This is a genomic window from Arthrobacter sp. UYCo732 (assembly GCF_040547265.1).
Classification (GTDB): Bacteria; Actinomycetota; Actinomycetes; order Actinomycetales; family Micrococcaceae; genus Arthrobacter.
On record NZ_JBEPPJ010000005.1, the window covers coordinates 148,063 to 167,502 of the forward strand.

Here is a 19,440-nt window from a genome sequence, read left to right on the forward strand (position 1 = left end):
TCATCGAGGGTGAGAGCTCGAACAGCCCGCCCCGAAACTTCGCCTAAATCTCCGTGCGGTGGAAGTTCAGATGGCTGCGGCTGGCGGTGGGGCCACGCTGGCCCTGGTAGCGGTTGCCGTAGTCGCCCGAGCCGTAGGGGTGTTCGGCGGCCGAGGTCAGCCGGAAGAAGCACAGCTGGCCAATCTTCATGCCCGGCCAGAGCTTGATGGGCAGGGTGGCCATGTTCGAGAGTTCCAGCGTGACGTGCCCGGAAAAGCCTGGATCGATGAACCCGGCTGTGGAGTGCGTCAGCAGGCCCAGCCGCCCCAGCGATGACTTGCCCTCCAGACGGGCAGCGATGTCGTCCGGCAGGGTGACGCTCTCGTAGGTGGAGCCGAGTACAAACTCGCCGGGGTGCAGGATGAAAGGCTCGCCGCGCTCCACCTCCACCAGGCGGGTCAGCTCGGGCTGCTCTTCGGCGGGGTCGATGTGGGCGTACTTGTGGTTGTCGAAAAGCCGGAAAAACCGGTCGATCCGCACGTCCACCGACGACGGTTGGACCATCGCGGAATCGTAGGGTTCAAGGACGATCCGTTGGGAGTCTATTTCGGCACGAATATCGCGGTCACTGATCAGCACGCCTCCCAAATTACTATGCGTTGTCCATAGCGCACATTTTGCGTTGTTGCTGTCACCTACTGGGGCTAATGTTGCCTCAGGATGTCAGCCGCCGGAGGTCTCCCGGTTGGTACAACTGAACTGAACTGATCTGGGGTTGGTTTGAAAAACTTTGCGGCGCCTGCCGTTGTGGCAATGTTGTGCGCTCTCGCCCTTGTCTCCCCGGCCGCCGGCCTGTATTCCAGCCCGCCTGGGCACGAGCCGTCAGTCGAGGCAGCGAGCGCCACAGGCCCACGAAACGTGACCCTCGGCCCCGCAGGAACCGCGGACACCGACGGCGCACGCAAAGCGGACACCGGCACCAGGTCTCCACTCGCCCCGGCGGTGGAACCGGCGATTACCCCGGCATCGCCCGCCGGGGGACAAAATTCGCCAGCCACAGCAGCAGTGCCACAGGCGGCAACCGAGGCTCTACCTGCCACAGTCTCCTCCGGACCACTCGCACCCGAAGTCCCTTCCGTGCCGCCGCTGTGGGCGCCCGAGGACGAGCTGGCGCAGCACAAATCCACGGTTTCCGCCCCGCCTACACTCGCAACGGAATCCCTCGCCGCCGAATCACTTCGCACCGAAGCGCTGGTCCCGGACAACAACGCCGCCGCCATCCTGACCGTGTTCACCAAAATAAACGAATACCGGGTGGCCAATGGCCTGGCGCCAGTCAAGTACAACCCCACAGTGGCGGGCCTGGCCCAGGATTGGTCCGACAACATCGCCTCCCGCGAAGTCATTGAGCACCGTGCCAGTTTCTGGACCGACCCCCGAGCCATGAGCCCAAGCAGCGCAGGCGAGGTCATCGCCATCCGCACGGACCGCAACGCCGCGCTGTTGGTGGAGTGGTGGAAGAGCTCCCCCGGCCACAACGCCATGTTGCTCGACCCGCGCTTCAACGTCATGGGCGCCGGAATCTCCTATACGAACAGTCTGTACACCATTTGGGGAGTCGTAAACTTCTTCGGCTACACCACCCTCCCGGCCGGCACCGTGAATTCCCCCGGGGGCAGCGCCTCCAACGGCAATGCCTTCCCAGCTAAAGCCCCCACCGTGTGCGATCCCGCGGTCAAACACATGCCGCCCACACAGAACCTGGCCAGCGCCGCGATCACCAGCGCTGCCGACCTGGTGACCATCAATTCCTCAGGCCAACTCCTCAACCGCCCCTCCGCCGGGAACAGAACCTTTGGGGCAGCCAAGGTCATCGGTTCCGGCTTCGGATCGGCCAAGGAAGTCTTTACCCCGGACTGGGACCGCGACGGCGTCTATGACCTTCTGACCCAGTGGAATGACGGCCGCCTGACGCTCCATCCGGGGCTGGTTGGTGGAGGTTTTGGCACCGCAGTGACTCTCGGCCAGTCCGGCTGGGCCAGCATGACACTCGCCGTCGGCGGCTGGTGCGCCAACAACCGGCTCCCGCAGCTGGTCGCCCTGGACACCGCCGGCAACCTCTACCTTTACCCGAACAAGGGCGCCGGGGATTTGGCGGCCCGCGAGACCGTGGCCACCGGTGTTTCCGCCAGCCGTCTGAGCATGGTGGACTACGACGCCGACGGGTTCCAGGACCTCCTGGCCATAAAGTCCGACGGCGGCGTGCTGCTTTACCGGGGAGCAGGCACCCTGGCGCCCCGCGCCGAAGCCCGGCCCACCGTAGCCATCGGCTGGACGGACGTGACCGGGATCAGCCCCCTGCGCGATGTCACGGCCCTTAACTCGACTGGAGTGGCATTGCGCCGCGCCAATGACGTGGTGCAGTACTGGGACCTGAGCGGCGGAACCCTTGCGGCGGCGTCGAACGTCACTGGAAGCTGGGCGGGCCAGCGGCTGGCGCAATAGCGGCGCCGGGGCATTGAACCCGGAAAACCTACGCGGCCGAGCGAATGGCCAGCACGTCCTTAAGTCGCTCCAGCTGGGCCACTTCGGCCTTCATGCCGCGCTGGACGCCGGTATTCATGAGTCCGAGAAGGCCCTTGGGCTGATAGTCGAGGGCGAACCGGACGCGGGTTCCCGCCGGTTCCGTGCTGAGGTAATACCCGCCGGAGGGCCGTGTCTGGCCGGCAATAACCTGGAACCCGAGTTCTGCACCGGGCCTGGCCTCGGTGATTTCGAAGTCGGCTGCGACTGTGAGGCCGGCCCGGCCCACCACCGTCTGCCGGTACACTGCGCCCTTGGTCCCGGCGGTGCCCGATGCCAGGCTGATGGTGCGGATGCCCGGGCGCCACTGCGGCAGGTTCATGCCGTCCGCTAAAAAGGTGTACACGTCCATGGCATCACTCGGAATGAGTACCTCGTGTTCTGCAAATGCCATGGGGAATCCTTCGGTTAGCGTCAGGCGAGCGGTGGTAGCCCGCCTCACCCCCATGACACCGCAGCTAACGCGTTCACCGTAGCCAGTGGTTTTGTCCCGCGCCTAGCCACGGACGGGGCCGTTATTGAAGAGTTACTGGATGACGCCGCGCGGCGGGATTTGAGCAGACACGGCCCGCACCGTGGGCACTGTTGCCAGCGCGGGCGCGCATCTGCGCTAAGCTAAGTTTTGCCCCGCGCAGATGGGGGCCACGCGGCTGTAGCTCAATGGTAGAGCGCTAGCTTCCCAAGCTTGATACGCGGGTTCGATTCCCGTCAGCCGCTCCACTTTCCTGAACCGCCGCCCGGCGTTTCCCAGCCGCTCTTGGCCTTCCTCACCCCTCGCTCCACGGCCTTCTTCAGCGCCGCCAGCCGGGCCGCTTCCTGCTTCCGGTAGGCGCCCTCCCTGCCCGCAGAAACGTCCGGCCGAGCCCCTTGGGAACGTACTGCGCGCTTAGACTCAGCCGCGTGCTGTCCGCCACGGGTACACCACGCAGGTGCAGGTGATGGTTTCCGTGCGGCTGTCGTGTGTTTCGGTCCAGGCGCGGTCCGGTACTTGATCTTTGAAAGTCACCTGCGCGCCGTCCTGCCCGGGAACAGCAGCGCGTGCCTCCGCATCCATACACCCACCTCGCCCGTTAGGTGCCCACGTGTATCGTCAGCAGTCAGGAACCTCTTCGGTTCCGCTACAGGAGCAATCATGGCTGACAAGTCCCCGCGTCAAGCAGCATCCAAAAAAGCCGGCAAATCCATCAAGGAAAAGCGCGCCGAGAAGCGCGCAGCCGCAGCGCCCGCCTCCTCCCTGGACAGCACGTCCAAAACCGCTAAAAAGAAGTGAGTGGCCAACAGAGCCAGCTGACTCTGGGCGTACTGGCATCAACCCGCAAGCCGGACGAACGCCGCCTCCCCATCCACCCCCTGCACTTCGAACGCATCGCCCCTGAACTGCGCCAGAGCATCATCCTTGAGCAGGGCTACGGCGAGCGCTTCGGCGTCTCGGACGAGCACCTCTCCACCCTCGTCGGCACTATAGCAACCAAGGAAGCGCTGCTGGCGGAGGCCGACGTCGTGCTCCTGCCGAAACCGCAGCCGGAAGACCTTGCCGAACTGCGCGACGGCCAGGTCCTCTGGGGCTGGCCGCACTGCGTCCAGGACCGCGCCATCACCCAGCTCGCCATCGACAAAAAGCTCACGCTTATTGCCTTCGAGGCCATGAACCACTGGGCCAGCGACGGCGGTTTTGGCTTGCACGTATTCCACAAGAACAATGAGCTGGCCGGGTACTGTTCGGTGCTGCACGCCCTCTCGCTGACAGGTTCAACCGGTGACTACGGGCGTCGCCTCAGCGCCGTGGTGATCGGTTTCGGGGCTACTGCCCGCGGCGCCGTGACGGCTCTGAACGCGCACGGCATCCATGACGTCCAGGTGCTGACCAACCGCGGAGTCGCCGCGGTGGGCGCCCCGATCCATTCGGTCAACATCGTGCAGTTTGATCACGACGACGAGGCCCCCTTCCTGAGCCAGGTCATCACCGAGCGGGGCCGGGTTCCGTTGGCGCCGTTCCTGGCCGAAAGCGACATTGTGGTCAACTGCACCCTGCAGGATCCGAACAATCCGCTGACGTACCTGTGGGCCGAGGACCTGGCAGCGTTCAACCCCGGGAGCCTGATCGTCGACGTTTCGTGCGATGAGGGCATGGGCTTCAGCTGGGCGCGTTCCACCACGTTCGCCGAGCCGATATTCGCCATTGGCGACCATATTAACTACTACGCGGTGGACCACAGCCCGTCCTATCTCTGGAATTCGTCCACGTGGGAAATCAGCCAGGCCCTGCTGCCGTTCCTCGAGACGGTCACGGGCGGGCCGGAAGCCTGGGACGCGAACGAAACCATCGCCCGGGCCATCGAGATCCGCGGCGGACTGGTCCTCAACAAGGATGTGCTGGAGTTCCAGCACAGGCAGCCGGAGTACCCGCACCTGCCCGCCTAGGCTTTCACGCCGCCGGGCCATTGACGGACCTGGCGGACACTCAAGAAAACCACCTGACCACACCATATTTACTCAAAACCATTGAAGAAAAACCCAGCCTCCTTTATGCTGGTTTTTCCATGGGGTCAAGCAGAGGCCGGTTCAACACTACGAGTGCGCCCCGCAGCCCATGGAGGGCAGCGCTCGGGATAGGCAGCCAATGACGACAGCCGGGAACACCCATCACCACACAGCATTTGCTCCCCGACATAACACCGTGCGCCCGCTGGTTACGCATCATGCCAGCTTTGGCTCCGGCATCACCCACGCCGCCGAATACGTAGGTAAGCCAACCTGCGAAAAGTGCGGCACGGACGAATTTATCTACCTTGAGTCATATGTTCCCCCGGTTTACCGGCGTGACGGGGCGGTCAGGACACTGGGCGAAGTCGCCTACACCTGCACCCGTTGCGAAGATTTCTCGGCCCACAGCGTTCCCACGTCGTGGACTCCCCCGGGCTGGTATCTGGGGTGATTTTATTGGTCTCCGCCCGCCGCATATTGCGTGGGCCCACTTAACAACAGAAAGTCCCGGCGGCCACCAAGTGGCCGTCGGGACTTTCGTTTGGGGACGCCTGCCCTGAGGCTCCCTGGATTAAATCAGTGCATCTGAGAGGTGGTTCGGGGTCCCGAACCGGTGGGCCGTGATGCTGATGGCCTGCTCGTGCAGGAACGGCAACATCTCCACCCGGCCGGCTTCGGTCACCGGGTGCGCGTAGACCGCTACATCCGGGCGACCGTCGGTGGCTCCCGCGAGGGCGGTGGCGTTGCCGCCGATCAGGCGGATCCGTGCGCCGGACAATTTGCCTGAGGTGGCGAGGCGTGCCACTGAAGCCAGCCAGCCGGCGTCGGACTCCACCGTCACACTGATGTCCAGGCCGGTGAACACCGCACGCAGCTGGGCGGGAAGTTTGACGGCGGTGGACACCGTGAGCGCCGAACCGGCCTGCACGCCCGCGGCCACGGTCCGGGCCAGGTGCGCCAGCGGGGCGCCTTCGGAGAGCCGGACGGTGACCGGCAGCGCCCGGTAGCGGAAGATGTTCCGCTCCGCGCTCAGGCCGGACACGTCCTTGGCCGTACCGAACTCGTCGGCCCAGGCCTGGGCGTCGGAGGCCAGGGACCGCTGCAGCGACTCGGTTTCTGCCGACTGGAGGATGCCGGCGGTTGCGTTCAGGATGCGCCGCACGCCCGAGTTGGTGATGGCGGCGGTGGCCGCGCTCGGGGAGGAGACCCAGTCGCCCAGGCCGGCGAGGTAGTTGGGTCCGCCCGCTTTGGTACCGGCGCCCACGGCCGACTTCTTCCAGCCGCCGAACGGCTGGCGCTGCACAATGGCGCCGGTGATGCCGCGGTTGACGTACAGGTTGCCGGCCTCGATGGTGTCCAGCCAGAGACCCACCTCATCAGGATTCAGGGAGTGCAGGCCAGCGGTGAGCCCGTACTCGATCTGGTTTTGGATGGCGATGGCCTCTTCAAGCGTGTCGGCCGTCATCACACCGAGGACCGGGCCAAAGAATTCAGTGAGGTGGAAGTAGGACCCGCGGCGGACGCCGTAGCGCACGCCCGGGCTCCAGAGCCGGCCGGTTTCATCCAGTTTCTGAGGTTCCACCGCCCAGGTTTCGCTTTCGCCCAGGGTGGTGAGGGCGTGCAGGAGCTTGCCGTCGGCGGGCTCGATGATGGGGCCCATCTGGCTGGTGGGATCCTGCGGGTAGCCCACCTTCAGGGACGTGACGGCATCGATCAACTGGTTGTGGAACCGCCTGGATTTGGCAACGGAGCCCACCAGGATCACCAGCGAGGCGGCAGAGCACTTCTGGCCTGCGTGCCCGAACGCCGAGTACGCCACGTCCTTCGCGGCCAGGTCCAGATCCGCGCTCGGGGTCACGATGAGGGCGTTTTTGCCGCTCGTCTCTGCTAGGAGCGGCAGGTCTTTGCGGAAGGAACGGAACAGCTCGGCGGTCTCGTAGCCGCCCGTGAGGATCACCCGGTCCACCGCAGGGTGGGCGATCAGCTGCTGGCCCAGCTCCCGCTCGCCCAGTTGCACCATGGTCAGCACGTCCTTCGGCACACCGGCTTCCCAGAATGCCTCGATCATCACGGCGCCGCTGCGTCGGGCCTGCTTGGCAGGCTTGATCACGACGGCGGAGCCCGCGGCGAGTGCCGCGAGGGTGGATCCGGCCGGGATGGCCACCGGGAAGTTCCATGGCGGGGTCACCACGGTGAGCTTGGCCGGAACGAACGTTGCGCCGTCGACCTTTTCCAGCTTCCGCGCCGACTCGGCGTAGTAGTGGGCGAAGTCGATGGCTTCGCTGACTTCGGGGTCGCCCTGGTCGATGGTTTTGCCGGTTTCGCTGGCCATGACCTCCAAGAGGTCGGCGCGGCGGGCCTCGAGGACGTCGCCGGCGCGGTGCAGGATCTCGGCGCGCTCGTCGCCGGTCAGGGCGCCCCAGGCTTTGCCCTTCTCGACGGCCGTCTCAATCACGGTGTTGAGGGCGGCCTCGTCGGTGATGGTGGCGGCGTCGACGGCGGCGGTCCCCAGGGTGGACGCCACGACGCGGTCCAGGATAGCGCGGCCCCAGATGCGGTTGGCGGGCAGGGACGGGTCCGTGTCAGGGGTGTTGCCGAAGCCGCGTTCTGCCTCATCGGCGGTCGGCTGCGGCGGGAGGCTGCGGTTCTGCTGCCGGTTGGCCGGCGGGATCTCGTCGTCGAGCTTGTCCAGGGAGGCGAGGAAGCGCCGCTTCTCGCGCTCAAACAGGGATTCGTTCTCACTCAGCTCAAACACTGCGGACATGAAGTTGTCCTGGCTGGCACCCTCCTCGAGGCGGCGGATCAGGTAGGCGATGGCGACGTCGAACTCGGCCGGGTGCACCACGGGCGTGTAGAGCAGGAGCGAGCCGACGTCCTTCTTGACCGCCTCGGCCTGGCCCTGCGCCATACCGAGCAGCATCTCGAACTCGATGCCGGACTCCACACCGCGCTGCTTGGCCAGGAGCCAGGCGAAGGCAATGTCGAACAGGTTGTGCCCGGCCACACCGATGCGGACGTTCTTGATCCGGTCCGGGTGCAGGGCGTAGTTGATGACACGCTTGTAGTTGGTGTCCGAGTCCTGCTTGGTGTGCCAGGTGGCCAGCGGCCAGTCGTGGAGTGAGGCTTCCACCTGTTCCATCGGCAGGTTGGCGCCCTTGACTACGCGGACCTTGATGGCGGCACCGCCGTTGGTGCGGCGTTCCGCGGCCCAGCCATGGAGGCGGATCATGGCGGAGAGGGCGTCCGGCAGGTAGGCCTGGAGCACAATGCCGGCTTCGAGGTCCTTGAACTCTGGCTTGTCCAGGATCCTGGTGAAGACCTCGATGGTCATGTCCAGGTCCTTGTATTCCTCCATGTCCAGGTTGATGAACTTGGCTTTCTGGCCGGCGCCGGCGAAGGAGGCGGCGCTGGCGAACAGCGGGGTGAGCTTTTCGACGACGTGCTCAACGGCTTCATCGAAGGCCCACGCGGAGTGGGGGGCAACGGTGGAGGAAACCTTGATGGAGACATAGTCCACGTCCGGCCGGGCAAGGAGCATATGGGTGCCTTCGAGCCGTCGGGAGGCCTCGTGCTCACCCAGGACCGCTTCGCCGAGAAGATTGACGTTGAGCTTGATGCCGTCCTTGCGGATCTTCGCAATGGCGGGCCCCAGCTTGGCATCGGTGGCGTCCACGATCAGGTGGCCCACCATCTCGCGGAGCACGCGGCGGGCGATCGGGATAACCACCTGGGGCAGGAGGGGGGCCATGGTGCCGCCGAGCTGGACTGCGCTGCGCATGTACCAGGGCAGGAACGCCGGGACCTTTGGCGCGAGGGCGGCGAGGTTGCGGGCGGCGACGTTCAGATCTTCGGGGCGGACCACGCCGTCCACAAATCCAACGGTGAACTCCAGCCCGTTCGGGTCCTTCAGCACACCGGCAAGCTGCTCCGCTGAAGCATCAACAGGAACTTTCGACGCCTCGGTCAGCCAGCGACGCACCAGGGTGACGGTTTCCGCCGCCAGGGCACGGGCCTGCGGGACATCAGTTCGCCCGGAGGTTTCCGTTGCAGTGTGAGTCATGATTTGCTCGTTCTTTCCTAGGGATGGAGGGGGCTTATCCATCAGTATGAGCTTAAAATCACATAAGATAAAGCGATGTTTTCTAAGCAATACAGGTTAGGAAACCAAACTATTGCGGCCGGCCCCCAGACCCTCTCTCACTCCCTGCACATCCCCCGGTTATTTATTGCAGTGAGTGAGAGAGCCTATTGGGGCGGGGTGTGGTGTGGGTCAGGCGAGGGGCCGGTGCATCTCCACGGCTTCGTCGTGCCGCGGGCTGTTGGGGTTCATCAGCGAGTGCTTGCGGCCGTAGGAGAAGTAGATTGCCAACCCCACCACAAGCCACACACCGAACCGCAACCATGTCTCCCAGTGCAGCTGCAGCATCAGGAACCCCGACGCCAGCACACCGAAGGCGGGGATGACCGGCATCAGCGGCAGGCGGAACGTACGGGGGGCATCCGGCCTCTTGTAGCGGAAGACAATCACCGAGAAACAGACGACGACGAACGCGGCCAGGATGCCGATGTTGGTCAGATCCGCGACCGCCTTGATGGGGAACACGCCGGCCAGCAAAGCCGAGGCGACGCCGGCGATCCAGGTGACTCGCTGCGGAGTGCCATTGCGGTCCGTCTTGGCGAACCAGCCAGGGAGCAGGCCGTCGCGGCTCATGGAGAACCACACGCGGGTGACGCCGAGGAGGAAGGTGAGCATCACGGTGAGGATGGACAGGACGGCGAAGACCGAGATGATGGTGGCGATTACAGGCAGGCCCACGCCGGTGAACGCGGACGCGAAGCCCGCCTTTGGATCGATGTCCTTGTAGTTCTGCATGCCGGTCAGGACCAGAGTTGCCGCAACATAGAGCAGCATGGCCACGACCAGGGACAGGACGATGGCCTTGGGCATATGTTTCTTCCCGTCCTTTGCCTCTTCCGCGGCGGTGCTCATGGCGTCGTAGCCAAACACGGCGAAGAACACTGTGGCCGAGCCCGCCAGGACTGGGCCGAAGCCGCTGGGCATGAACGGGTTGTAATTGTTCGTGTCGATATAGAAGACGCCGAGGCCGATGATGAACAGGATCAGGAGAACCTTGATGGCCACGGCCACCAGTTCAAACCGGCCGAAGGCCTTGGTTCCCCGCGAGAGAATCCAGGTCACCAGCAGGCAGACCAGGATGGCCGGAATGTTGAGCAGCCCGCCCTTGCCCTCATCCGGCGTCGAGGTCATCCAAACAGGCATGTGAACGCCGATGCCGGACAGGAACGCCTCGAGGTAACCGGAGATACCGATGGCCACCACGGCAACTATCGCAATGTATTCCAGCAGCAGATCCCAGCCAATGAACCAGCCGATCACCTCACCGAGAGCGACATAACCATAGGTGTAGGCCGAACCGGCCCGGGGGATCATGCCGGCAAACTCCGCGTAAGAGAGGGCGGCTGCGGCCGAGGCCAGCCCGGCAATAAGGAATGAAATCAGCACCGCGGGCCCCACTCCCGGGTTGTCCCCGCTGCCTGCGGCCACCAGCCCGGCGAGGGAAAAGATGCCGACGCCGATGATGCCGCCGACGCCAATGGCCGTCAGCTGCCACAGTCCGAGGGACTTGAACAGCCCGCTGTGCTTGTTTTCTTCTTCGATGTCATCGATGGGCTTGCGCCGCATGATCGACTGGGTCATGTCTCTAGTACTCATCAGCAATCTCCTGCGTGGGGTGCGGCCCCCGCGCGGCGGCGGGCTGTGACGGGGGTAACTCTGCAACAACAGTATGCAAGCGTGATTGCGTTAGATAAAGTGAATACTGCTAACCAATATTCATTAGATTCGTCACTCATTTAGATTCTGCAAGGAATGTGGCCATGCTCGATGTCCGGCGCCTGAGGCTGCTCCGCGAGTTGAAGATCCGGGGGACGCTGGCCGAGGTGGCAGAGGCGTTGCAGTACAGCCCGTCGTCGGTATCGCAGCAACTCGCCCTGCTCGAAAAAGAAGTGGGGGTGGAACTGCTCCGCAAAACCGGCCGCCGGGTCCAGCTGACACCGCAGGCTGAAGTCCTGGTGGCACATACCGCCCAGCTGCTCGAAACCCTTGAACATGCTGAAGCGGACCTGGCAACGTCGCTGACCACAGTCACCGGAACCGTGCGGATCGCCGTCTTCCAGTCCGCAGCGCTGGCATTGATGCCGGAAACCCTCACGCGCATGACGAACACCTACCCCGAGGTGCGGATCGAGATGACCCAGCGTGAGCCGGAAACCGCCCTGCACGAAACCTGGGCGCGCGACTTCGACCTGGTGATCGCCGAGCAGTATCCGGGCCATGCCGCGCCCCGTTATGCCGAGCTGGACCGCGTCAAACTGACCACCGACGCCATCCGGCTTGCCGTTCCGCCAGCCTCCGACGGCGGGCCCGCCATCCGTTCGCTGGAAGACACTGCGACGCTGCCGTGGGTCATGGAGCCCCGCGGCGCGGCCTCCCGGCACTGGGCGGAACAGGCCTGCCGAGGGGCTGGTTTCGAGCCCGATGTGCGCTTCGAAACAGCTGATCTCCAGGCTCAGATCCGGCTGATCGAGTCCGGGAATGCCGTGGCACTGATGCCGGACCTCGTGTGGACCGGCCGCGGCACCTCCGCCCAGTTGCTGGACCTGCCCGGCAATCCGTACCGCACCGTGTTCACGTCGGTCCGCCGCTCCAGTGCACAGCGGCCCGCCATCATGGCCGCGCGCGAGACGCTCGCCGCCACCGCCGCTTCGGTAGCGCGGACCGATGCGGCAGGGAGGGACGGAGGCGGTCCGGGCGGCCGGCCGCCGTCGCCGTCGCCGTAGCGTGTAGTTATCACCGCGCGTTTGGTGCGTCACAGCGCGATCCGGGGGTCAGGGCTAGAATAGCGACGTTATGAATCGCACAATATTCAAGTCCAAAATCCACCGGGCCACCGTCACGCACGCTGACCTCCACTACGTAGGTTCGGTCACTGTTGACCTGGACCTCCTTGATGCTGCCGATATCCTTCCCGGCGAGCTTGTGGCCATTGTGGATGTGACCAACGGTGCGCGCCTGGAAACCTACACCATCGCCGGCGAGCGCGGCTCTGGCGTGATTGGCATCAATGGGGCCGCTGCGCACCTGATGCACGAGAACGACATCGTCATCCTGATCACCTATGCCCAGATGACCACGGAAGAGGCCGCCGCCTACGACCCCAAAGTTGTCCACGTAGATAAGGACAACCGGATCGTCCAGATCGGCAACGATCCCGCGGAGGGCCACACTCCGGGTCTGATGCGCCCGCCGTTCGCACTTAATAACGCCGGCCTGTAGCCGGAGCGTGAATCCAGGCAAACCCACCCGCCGCACCCTCGGAATGTTGTCTTGGTAGGAGTGCTGCAGGGATTTTTTGTCGTGTGGTTCATCATCCTGGTGGGCTGGTTTGTGGGCCGGCAGCGGATCCTGGGCGATAACGCCCGCCAGGGTCTCAGCGCCCTGACGTTCTTTGTGGCCAGCCCGGCCCTCCTGTTTGAGACCCTGAGCAAGGCAGCGCTGCGGGAAGTCTTCGCTGAGCCCTTGCTGGTTACCGCGGTGGCAGCCATTGCCTGCGCCCTGATGTTCTTCAGCATCGTGAAATTCGCCCTCAAGCGCGCGTTGCCCGAGGCGCTGATGTCGTCGATGGCCGCATCCCTGGCCAACTCCGCGAACCTGGGCATCCCCATCGCGGTCTACGTTTTGGGCGACGCCAGCTACGTGGCACCGCTGCTCATTTTCCAGCTGGCCTTCTTTACGCCGGTTTTCCTGATGATCCTGGACGCCAGTACAAGCACCCACCGCACCACGCCAGCGGGATTCATCCTCGTGATCCTCCGGAACCCGATGATTGTCGGTTCCGCGCTGGGCCTCCTGGTGGCCGGGCTGGACTGGCAGGTACCGGCCCTGGTCCTGGAACCGATCCACCTGATCGGCGGCGCGGCGATCCCGGCCATGCTGATCGCCTTCGGCATGAGCCTCAATGGCAGCAGGCCGCTGCAGGCCGCCAGCGCAAGACGCCCGGACACCATCCTGGCCAGTTCGTTCAAACTGGTGGTCCAGCCGGCAATCGCCTATCTTTTCGCGCGGTTCGTGCTGGGAATGGAAGGCCACACGCTGTTCGCGGTGGTGGTGGTTTCCTCCCTCCCCACAGCGCAGAATGTCTTTGTTGCCGCCAGCCGCTATAAAACGGGGCTCACGGTGGCCAAAGACACCGTCCTGATCACCACGGTGGTGGCGGTACCCGACATGATCGGCGTGGCCCTGCTGCTGAACTGACCGAGACCCGATGAGCCACACCAAAGTGGTGGACCCGCAGGTATTGGACGACGGCGTCCGGCTCACCGTTGGAGACCCTCAACTGCACCTATACCAGCACGCTGGACAACGACTTCGTCCTTGACCGGGCGGGTCCCGTGGTCATCGGCGCCGGTTTCTCCGGGCACGGCTTCAAGTTCACCCCTGGGGTGGGGCGGATCCTCGCGGACCTGGCACCGGCACCCGGCCCGCACCCGGCATCTTCTCCGCGTTACGGTAGCGGTCAGGGCGAGCGGCGCTGGAAGCCATCCGCTTCGGCGCGGGCCGGAACATCGTTCCCTTGTGCCCCGGTTTGCGGGGCGGCAGTTCCTGTGGCTGACGCGGCCGGCATCGCGATCACGGCGGCGACAGTGAGCACCGCACCGGCCAGCACCGTGAGGAAGACGGCCCCGGACGCCACCACCACGGTGTGCTCGTTGCCGGGCCCGTCTGCACTGCCGGCATAGATGGCGTTGGCCACGGCGCCGAACAAGGCCACCCCAAGCGCGCTGCCGATGGACCGTGCAAAGAGGTTGGTGCTGGTAACCACCCCACGCTCGTTCCACAGAACACTTGATTGGGCAGCGATCAGGGTGGGTGTGGCCACCAGCCCAAGGCCAAGTCCCACCATGAAGCAACTGACGGCGATCAGCGCCACGTTGGGCGTGGCGGAGGTGAACGTCAGGACAGCCAGTCCCACGACGGTGACAGCGATGCCGATCAAGGCTGTCGCTTTGAATCCGATCCGCAGGTAGAAGCGGCCCGCCTGTGACGCACTGATCGGCCAGCCTACCGTCAGCGCTGCGAGCGCCAGGCCGGCCACCATGGGTGATGTGGACAGCGCCCCATCCAGGTAGGTGGGCACGTAGGAAGTCAGCCCGATCATGATCGTTCCGACGCCGAAAGACACCAGTGCAGTGGTGGCAAGGAGGCGCCGGGACACTACCCATGGCGGCAGGACCGGCTCTGCGGCACGCCGCTCAACCAGGAGGAAGACGACAAGGAGCATTCCACCGACGCCGAAGGCGCCAATGCTGGGCGGCGAATTCCAGGCCCACGCCTGGCCGCCCTCCAGGGCTCCGAGGATGAGCAGGCTCAGCGAACCCGCCAGGAGGGCTGCACCGGGGTAATCCACGCGATGCCGGGCCCGCTCCACGTTCTCGTGCAGGGTCCGGAGCAGCATCCAGCCCGCCAGGACGCATAGCGGAACATTGACCAGGAAGATCCCCCGCCAGAGGCCCAGGGACGAGAACATCCCGCCCAGGGTTGGCCCCACCACAGAGGAAACCGCCCAGACGCTTGCCAGGTAACCCTGAACCTTCGCGCGTTCCTCCAGGGAGTAGATGTCGCCGGCGATCGTGATGGAAACCGGGAGGACTGCTCCTGCACCCAGGCCCTGCAGAGCACGGAAAGCGATCAGCGCGGGCATGCTCCAAGCGATTCCGCAGAGCACGGAACCGAGCAGGAAGAGGCTGATGCCGGCCAGGATGATCGGTTTGCGGCCCACCATGTCGGACAGCTTCCCGTAAATGGGCACCGAGACGGCCTGGGCCAGCAGGTACGCGGAGAAGAGCCAAGGAAATGACGAGAACCCGCCAACGTCGGCCACGATGGAGGGGACCGCGGTGGCCACGATCGTGGCATCAATGGCAACAAGTCCGGTAGCCAGCATCAGGGCAATGAGAATGGGGCCCCGCTCAGAACGGAACCCCACTCCTTGGGCTTGGGTTGTCATCGCTCGGTCCCGTCTTGGTCGCGGAGTCCTTTTGCAGGGTCCTTGTCTACCTCCACTCTAGGGACCAAGCGGAATGCCGACTACCTTCTGCTCTGATGTCGGTCCAGGAGCCGGGCGCAGCGGATGAAGCCCAAGTGGGAGTACGCCTGCGGATGGTTCCCAAGGTGGGTTTCGGTGCCGGGATCGTATTCTTCAGGAAGCAGCCCGGTGGGCCCGAACAGGTTCACCAACTGGTCGAACAGGTCCCACGCCTCCTCAATCCTGCCCACCGCAACGTACGCCTCAATCAGCCAGGTGGTGCAGATGTGGAAGCCGCCCTCCAGACCCGGCAGGCCGTCGTCGTACCTGTACCGGAACACCGTGGGTCCCACCCGCAGTTCACGTTCCACGGCCGTGACGGTGTCCAGGAATCGCTGATCGGCGACGTCCAGGAGACCGGACAGCCCGATGTGCAGGACGGCGGCGTCCAGGTCGGGACTGTCGTACGCAACTGTGTAGGAGCGCGCTGAGTCGTCCCAGCCCTCCCGCAGGACCTCCTCGCGGATGGCGTGTGCCGTTGGTTCCCAGGCGGGCTCCGGCGTCCTGCCATACCGGGCGGCCGTCCGGAGCGCCCGGTCCAGCGTCACCCAGCACATAACCTTGCTGTACACATGGTGCCGGGCCGGGCGCCGGGCTTCCCAGATGCCGTGGTCCGGCTCGTGCCAGCGGGCCAGCACGGCGGATGCCATCTTCACCATAAGTTCCCAGTGGTCATCGGCCAGTGTGCCGCCCCGTTCGCTGAGCGTGTGGATGAGTTCGGCGATGGGCCCGAACACGTCGAGCTGGACCTGGTGGTCAGCGGCATTTCCGATCCGGACCGGGCGGGAGCCCGCATACCCGGGCAGGCTGTCGATGACCGCCTCCGTAGTGAGCGGCGACCCTGTCACGGAGTACAGCGGATGCAGCCATTCCGGGCCCGGTGCATGCTCCAGGATCCGGCCAAGCCACGCCAGGAAGCCAAAAGCCTCCACCGTGGAGCCCAGGTCCGCCAGTGCGTTCACCGTCATGGACCCGTCCCGCAGCCAGCAGTACCGGTAGTCCCAGTTCCTCGTCCCGCCGATTCCCTCGGGCAAGGACGTGGTGGGCGCTGCCAGTACGGCCCCGGTGGGCTCATGCACCAGGGCGCGGAGCACCAGCGCGGAGCGGCGGACCAGCGACGGCTTCACGGAGGGCAGGCGCAGTTCCTGCACCCAGCGGCGCGAGTCCAGGGCAACGCCGGCACGCCGGTGCACCTCGCCCTCCGGGTCCGCCGCCTGCGGTTCGGTGTCCCCGCAGCGAAGGTTGAGGACCATGGGCCCGTCCTGCAGGTTCACAGTGGCGGTTGCCGTCGCATGGCGGCCGTCCGACGTGATGTGAAAGCTGGCGCCCGGGGCGAAGAGGATGATGGGATCGGATGTGCCCACCACGTGCAGTTCGTCGCCGCGGGCCGCCATGCTGAACGGGGCGTTGGCGTAGTCCGGCCGGGGAGCAAAGACGATTCTGGCGGCGCCGGTGCCGGAGAGCACCCGGACCAGGCTGGTGATACCTTCCGGCGCCGGCTCCAGGTAGTCCGTTACGGTCACGTCCGCCCACCGTGTCTCCACAATCATGGTGCTGTCCACGTAGCGCTGGCCGAGGACCTGCGACGGCTTGACCGGTTCCACGGAGAAATGTCCGGCGGCGTCCCCACCCAGGATGTGCGCGAACAGCGAGCCGGAATCCGGCAGTGGGTGGCTCATCCAGCAGACCTTGGCATCCGGCGTGATCAGGGCGGTGGAGGAGCCGTTGCCGATCATGGTGTGCCGTTCGAGCCCCACGGCGTCTTCGCCGAACAGCCAGGCGCGCCTGAATTCGAAGAGGACGGCCAGGACGCGGGCAAACGATTCAGGGTCCCGCAGCCGGTGGGCGGCACCCGTATCCCCCGGCCCAACGTGCAGGCCCATGTCCGGGCCGCGAAGGGTGGCGATAGCCAGTTCATCGCTGTAAGCATCGCCGGCGTACAGAGCCGCGCTGGCCCCGAGGCGGGACCGGAGACCTTCCAAGGCGTCCGCTTTGGAAGGTTCCACCATAGAGAGGTCCAGCACGGAACCGTCCACGAGGAAGAACAGGCCGTGGTCCCTGGCAATCTCCCGCGCCGTTTCAGTCACGGCCGCCGCGACGTCAGCCGTGGCTGGCCTGGTATGCACAGACACCGCGACGGGCTTGCGCTCAATCCAGACGCCTTTCTGGAACCCCACGGCCTCGGACAGCGCCATGCTGACTTGCTGGAGCGCGGCTTCGGTTGCCAGCGGCTGGGCGTGGGCGAAACCCATGTTGACCTCGGCGCCGTGTGATCCGATCAGATGTACCTCCGCGGGCAGACGGGACACCGCGGCCAGATCGCGCAGCGAGCGCCCCGAGATGACGGCCGCGTGAGTGTTGGGCAGCGCAGCCAAGGCGCGGAGGGCGATCGCGGCGCTGCCCAGCGGTAACGTCTCGGTGGAAATACCTTCGGCGTCGCACAGTGTTCCGCCGTAGTTGCAAGCCACGAGCAGCCCGGGGACCTGGGCCAGCACCTTGAGTTCTGCCAGCAACTGTGGCGTCAGGCCGTCGTCTGCGGCATTCGTCTGCATGAAGGCGCGGAGCAGGCCCAGAGGCAGGGATTTCGTTAGGAGGGCGGAATCCGCAACGGTCTGGTTCAACGGAGTAGGCATTTTCTTGACCCTTCGAGCAGAACGCGGCCGGGGAATGCAGCCACACCTTTCATAGTGCGGCCGGGCGGTTTCCCCCGAATGTCCCGCTGGTTGCATCCGTGTAACATCCACGACTCGACGGCGTGCGCCACCTTTCCACAATGTTCGTCTTTGCCTCTTGACGTTCTTTATTGTGCGTTTATGATAGTTATCACCGTGAGATGCTTCACACCACCCGCACTGTTTCAAAGGAGAAATCATGACCATGCACGAAGACGCGTTGCGCCGGGCTTCCAGTCAGGGCGGGTGGGACAGGAGGACGCTGCTGAAGACGTTTGGTGCAGGCGCCCTCGCCATAGCCGGCGCTCCATTGCTGGCTGCGTGCACCGGGGGCAGCGGCCCCGCTGCCAGCGGCGGCAGCAAGACGGTTTCTTTCGGGTCGGGCTCATCGGATGAAGTACCCAAGGCCGCCTACAAGGCCGTCACGGATGCCTTCATGAAGAAGTCCGGAATCACGGTCAACACCAACGTAGTTCCGCACAACGACTTCCAGAACAAAATCAACACCTACCTCCAGGGCAGCCCGGACGACACCTTCACCTGGTTTGCCGGCTACCGGATGCAGTACTACGCCGGCAAAGGCCTCTTGGCGCCGATCGACGACGTCTGGCAGAAAATCGGCGGCAATTATTCCGAGGCAATGAAGAAGGCGTCCACCGGTGCGGACGGCAAGATGTACTTCGTCCCGAACTACAACTATCCCTGGGGATTCTTCTACCGGAAGAGCCTCTGGGCGGAGAAGGGCTACGAGGTCCCCAGCACCTTTGACGCGCTGACCGCCCTGGCCAAAAAAATGCAGGCCGACGGCCTCATCCCGATCGAGTTCGCCGACAAGGACGGCTGGCCGGCGATGGGCACCTTCGACTACCTGAACATGCGCCTGAACGGCTACCAGTTCCACATGGATCTCACGGCACACAAAGAAGCCTGGGACCAAAAGAAGGTCAGCGATGTCTTCGATACCTGGAAGGCGCTCCTGCCCTTCCAGAACCCGAATGCCCTTGGCATGACCTGGCAGGACTCCGCCAAAAACCTCGGCGACAAGAAGTCCGGGATGTACCTGCTCGGCTCTTTCCTCACCCAGCAGTACACGGATAAGACTGTCGCCGCCGACATCGATTTCTTCCCGTTCCCGGAACTGGCCGTGGAGGGCCGGGACGCCGTCGAGGCACCTATCGATGGTCTCCTGCTGTCAAAGAAGGGCGGCGAGAACCAGTCCGCCAAGGACTTCCTGGCGTACCTCGGTACCCCTGAGGGGCAGGACGTGTATGCATCCGTGGACAGCTCCAACATCGCCGCCGCCAGGGGAGCCGACACATCCCAGTTTTCGCCCTTGAGCAAGAAGATGGCTGACGTCATCGCCAACGCCAAGAGCATCAGCCAGTTCTTTGACCGGGATGCACTGCCGGCCATGGCCAACAACGTCATGATCCCGGCGCTGCAGTCGTTCATCAAGGACGGCAGCGTGGACGTCAAGAATCTGGAAGCCCAGGCCAAGTCGCTCTATGCCGCCCAATAGCGGACACTCGGGCCACCACGATCCGGCACTAAGGAA

At 64.7% G+C, this 19,440-nt stretch carries 14 protein-coding genes, 1 tRNA gene and 1 pseudogene; 10 read left to right on the forward strand and 6 right to left on the reverse strand.

Features of this window, described 5'->3' with window-relative positions; translation table 11 throughout:
• Positions 1-43: 43 nt before the first annotated feature.
• Positions 44-619, reverse strand: coding sequence for a dCTP deaminase (gene dcd, locus ABIB45_RS10220; RefSeq protein ID WP_354215739.1), 576 nt, complete (start codon positions 617-619; stop codon positions 44-46).
• A 279-nt stretch (positions 620-898) separates the two neighbouring features.
• On the opposite strand from dcd, the gene ABIB45_RS10225 reads away from it, so the two are divergent.
• Complete coding sequence (locus ABIB45_RS10225) at positions 899-2,485, forward strand: CAP domain-containing protein (RefSeq protein ID WP_354215740.1); 1,587 nt, start codon at positions 899-901, stop codon at positions 2,483-2,485.
• A 28-nt stretch (positions 2,486-2,513) separates the two neighbouring features.
• On the opposite strand, the gene ABIB45_RS10230 is transcribed toward ABIB45_RS10225, so the two are convergent.
• Complete coding sequence (locus ABIB45_RS10230; protein ID WP_354215741.1) at positions 2,514-2,957, reverse strand: SRPBCC family protein; 444 nt, start codon at positions 2,955-2,957, stop codon at positions 2,514-2,516.
• A 252-nt stretch (positions 2,958-3,209) separates the two neighbouring features.
• Between ABIB45_RS10230 and ABIB45_RS10235 the strand changes: the two genes are divergently transcribed.
• From ABIB45_RS10235 to ABIB45_RS10250, 4 genes are all read left to right on the forward strand, one after another.
• A tRNA-Gly gene (locus ABIB45_RS10235) sits at positions 3,210-3,283 on the forward strand.
• Between the two features lie 412 nt (positions 3,284-3,695).
• Entirely contained in the window at positions 3,696-3,833 is a 138-nt protein-coding gene (locus ABIB45_RS10240; protein WP_354215742.1) for a hypothetical protein, read from the forward strand.
• Positions 3,830-4,984, forward strand: a complete 1,155-nt coding sequence (locus ABIB45_RS10245; protein WP_354215743.1) for a N(5)-(carboxyethyl)ornithine synthase — start codon at positions 3,830-3,832, stop codon at positions 4,982-4,984. The genes ABIB45_RS10240 and ABIB45_RS10245 overlap by 4 nt, the downstream gene beginning before the upstream one ends.
• Positions 4,985-5,183: 199 nt before the next feature.
• Positions 5,184-5,498 carry a hypothetical protein gene (locus tag ABIB45_RS10250; RefSeq protein ID WP_354215744.1) on the forward strand — a complete coding sequence of 105 codons (315 nt, stop codon included), beginning with the start codon at positions 5,184-5,186 and terminating at the stop codon, positions 5,496-5,498.
• A gap of 120 nt (positions 5,499-5,618) precedes the next feature.
• Here the strand turns inward: ABIB45_RS10250 and ABIB45_RS10255 are convergent, their stop codons facing one another.
• Positions 5,619-9,107: a bifunctional proline dehydrogenase/L-glutamate gamma-semialdehyde dehydrogenase gene (locus ABIB45_RS10255; RefSeq protein ID WP_354215745.1), complete on the reverse strand. Its 3,489-nt coding sequence runs from the start codon at positions 9,105-9,107 to the stop codon at positions 5,619-5,621.
• 210 nt (positions 9,108-9,317) lie between these two features.
• On the reverse strand, positions 9,318-10,781 hold the full coding sequence (locus ABIB45_RS10260) for an amino acid permease (RefSeq protein WP_354215746.1): 1,464 nt from the start codon (positions 10,779-10,781) through the stop codon (positions 9,318-9,320).
• 164 nt (positions 10,782-10,945) lie between these two features.
• Here ABIB45_RS10260 and ABIB45_RS10265 point away from each other — a divergent pair, with 164 nt between their 5' ends.
• The 4 genes and pseudogenes from ABIB45_RS10265 to ABIB45_RS22570 all read left to right on the forward strand — a co-directional run.
• On the forward strand, positions 10,946-11,908 hold the full coding sequence (locus tag ABIB45_RS10265; RefSeq protein ID WP_354215747.1) for a LysR family transcriptional regulator: 963 nt from the start codon (positions 10,946-10,948) through the stop codon (positions 11,906-11,908).
• A 70-nt stretch (positions 11,909-11,978) separates the two neighbouring features.
• Positions 11,979-12,404, forward strand: coding sequence for an aspartate 1-decarboxylase (panD, locus tag ABIB45_RS10270; RefSeq protein WP_354215748.1), 426 nt, complete (start codon positions 11,979-11,981; stop codon positions 12,402-12,404).
• Between the two features lie 51 nt (positions 12,405-12,455).
• Positions 12,456-13,382: an AEC family transporter gene (locus ABIB45_RS10275; protein WP_354215749.1), complete on the forward strand. Its 927-nt coding sequence runs from the start codon at positions 12,456-12,458 to the stop codon at positions 13,380-13,382.
• 77 nt (positions 13,383-13,459) lie between these two features.
• A pseudogene (locus ABIB45_RS22570) lies at positions 13,460-13,641 on the forward strand (FAD-dependent oxidoreductase); the annotation flags it as partial.
• A gap of 3 nt (positions 13,642-13,644) precedes the next feature.
• On the opposite strand, the gene ABIB45_RS10280 reads toward ABIB45_RS22570, so the two are convergent.
• Together ABIB45_RS10280 and ABIB45_RS10285 are read right to left on the reverse strand one after the other, a co-directional pair.
• A complete protein-coding gene (locus ABIB45_RS10280; protein ID WP_354215750.1) occupies positions 13,645-15,135 on the reverse strand; it encodes an MDR family MFS transporter in 1,491 nt (496 codons plus the stop codon).
• An 80-nt stretch (positions 15,136-15,215) separates the two neighbouring features.
• On the reverse strand, positions 15,216-17,846 hold the full coding sequence (locus ABIB45_RS10285; protein ID WP_354215751.1) for a trehalase-like domain-containing protein: 2,631 nt from the start codon (positions 17,844-17,846) through the stop codon (positions 15,216-15,218).
• A gap of 238 nt (positions 17,847-18,084) precedes the next feature.
• Between ABIB45_RS10285 and ABIB45_RS10290 the strand changes: the two genes are divergently transcribed.
• Positions 18,085-19,404 carry an ABC transporter substrate-binding protein gene (locus ABIB45_RS10290; protein WP_354215752.1) on the forward strand — a complete coding sequence of 440 codons (1,320 nt, stop codon included), beginning with the start codon at positions 18,085-18,087 and terminating at the stop codon, positions 19,402-19,404.
• Positions 19,405-19,440: the final 36 nt, after the last annotated feature.

Bases quoted from the DNA above. Each gene is read 5' to 3' on its own strand.
- ABIB45_RS10230 (WP_354215741.1), bottom strand. From the start codon at position 2,957: ATGGCATTTGCAGAACACGAGGTACTCATTCCGAGTGATGCCATGGAC.
- ABIB45_RS10240 (WP_354215742.1), top strand. From the start codon at position 3,696: ATGGCTGACAAGTCCCCGCGTCAAGCAGCATCCAAAAAAGCCGGCAAA.
- ABIB45_RS10250 (WP_354215744.1), top strand. From the start codon at position 5,184: ATGACGACAGCCGGGAACACCCATCACCACACAGCATTTGCTCCCCGA.
- ABIB45_RS10255 (WP_354215745.1), bottom strand. From the start codon at position 9,107: ATGACTCACACTGCAACGGAAACCTCCGGGCGAACTGATGTCCCGCAG.
- ABIB45_RS10260 (WP_354215746.1), bottom strand. From the start codon at position 10,781: ATGAGTACTAGAGACATGACCCAGTCGATCATGCGGCGCAAGCCCATC.
- ABIB45_RS10265 (WP_354215747.1), top strand. From the start codon at position 10,946: ATGCTCGATGTCCGGCGCCTGAGGCTGCTCCGCGAGTTGAAGATCCGG.
- panD (WP_354215748.1), top strand. From the start codon at position 11,979: ATGAATCGCACAATATTCAAGTCCAAAATCCACCGGGCCACCGTCACG.
- ABIB45_RS10280 (WP_354215750.1), bottom strand. From the start codon at position 15,135: ATGACAACCCAAGCCCAAGGAGTGGGGTTCCGTTCTGAGCGGGGCCCC.
- ABIB45_RS10285 (WP_354215751.1), bottom strand. From the start codon at position 17,846: ATGCCTACTCCGTTGAACCAGACCGTTGCGGATTCCGCCCTCCTAACG.
- ABIB45_RS10290 (WP_354215752.1), top strand. From the start codon at position 18,085: ATGACCATGCACGAAGACGCGTTGCGCCGGGCTTCCAGTCAGGGCGGG.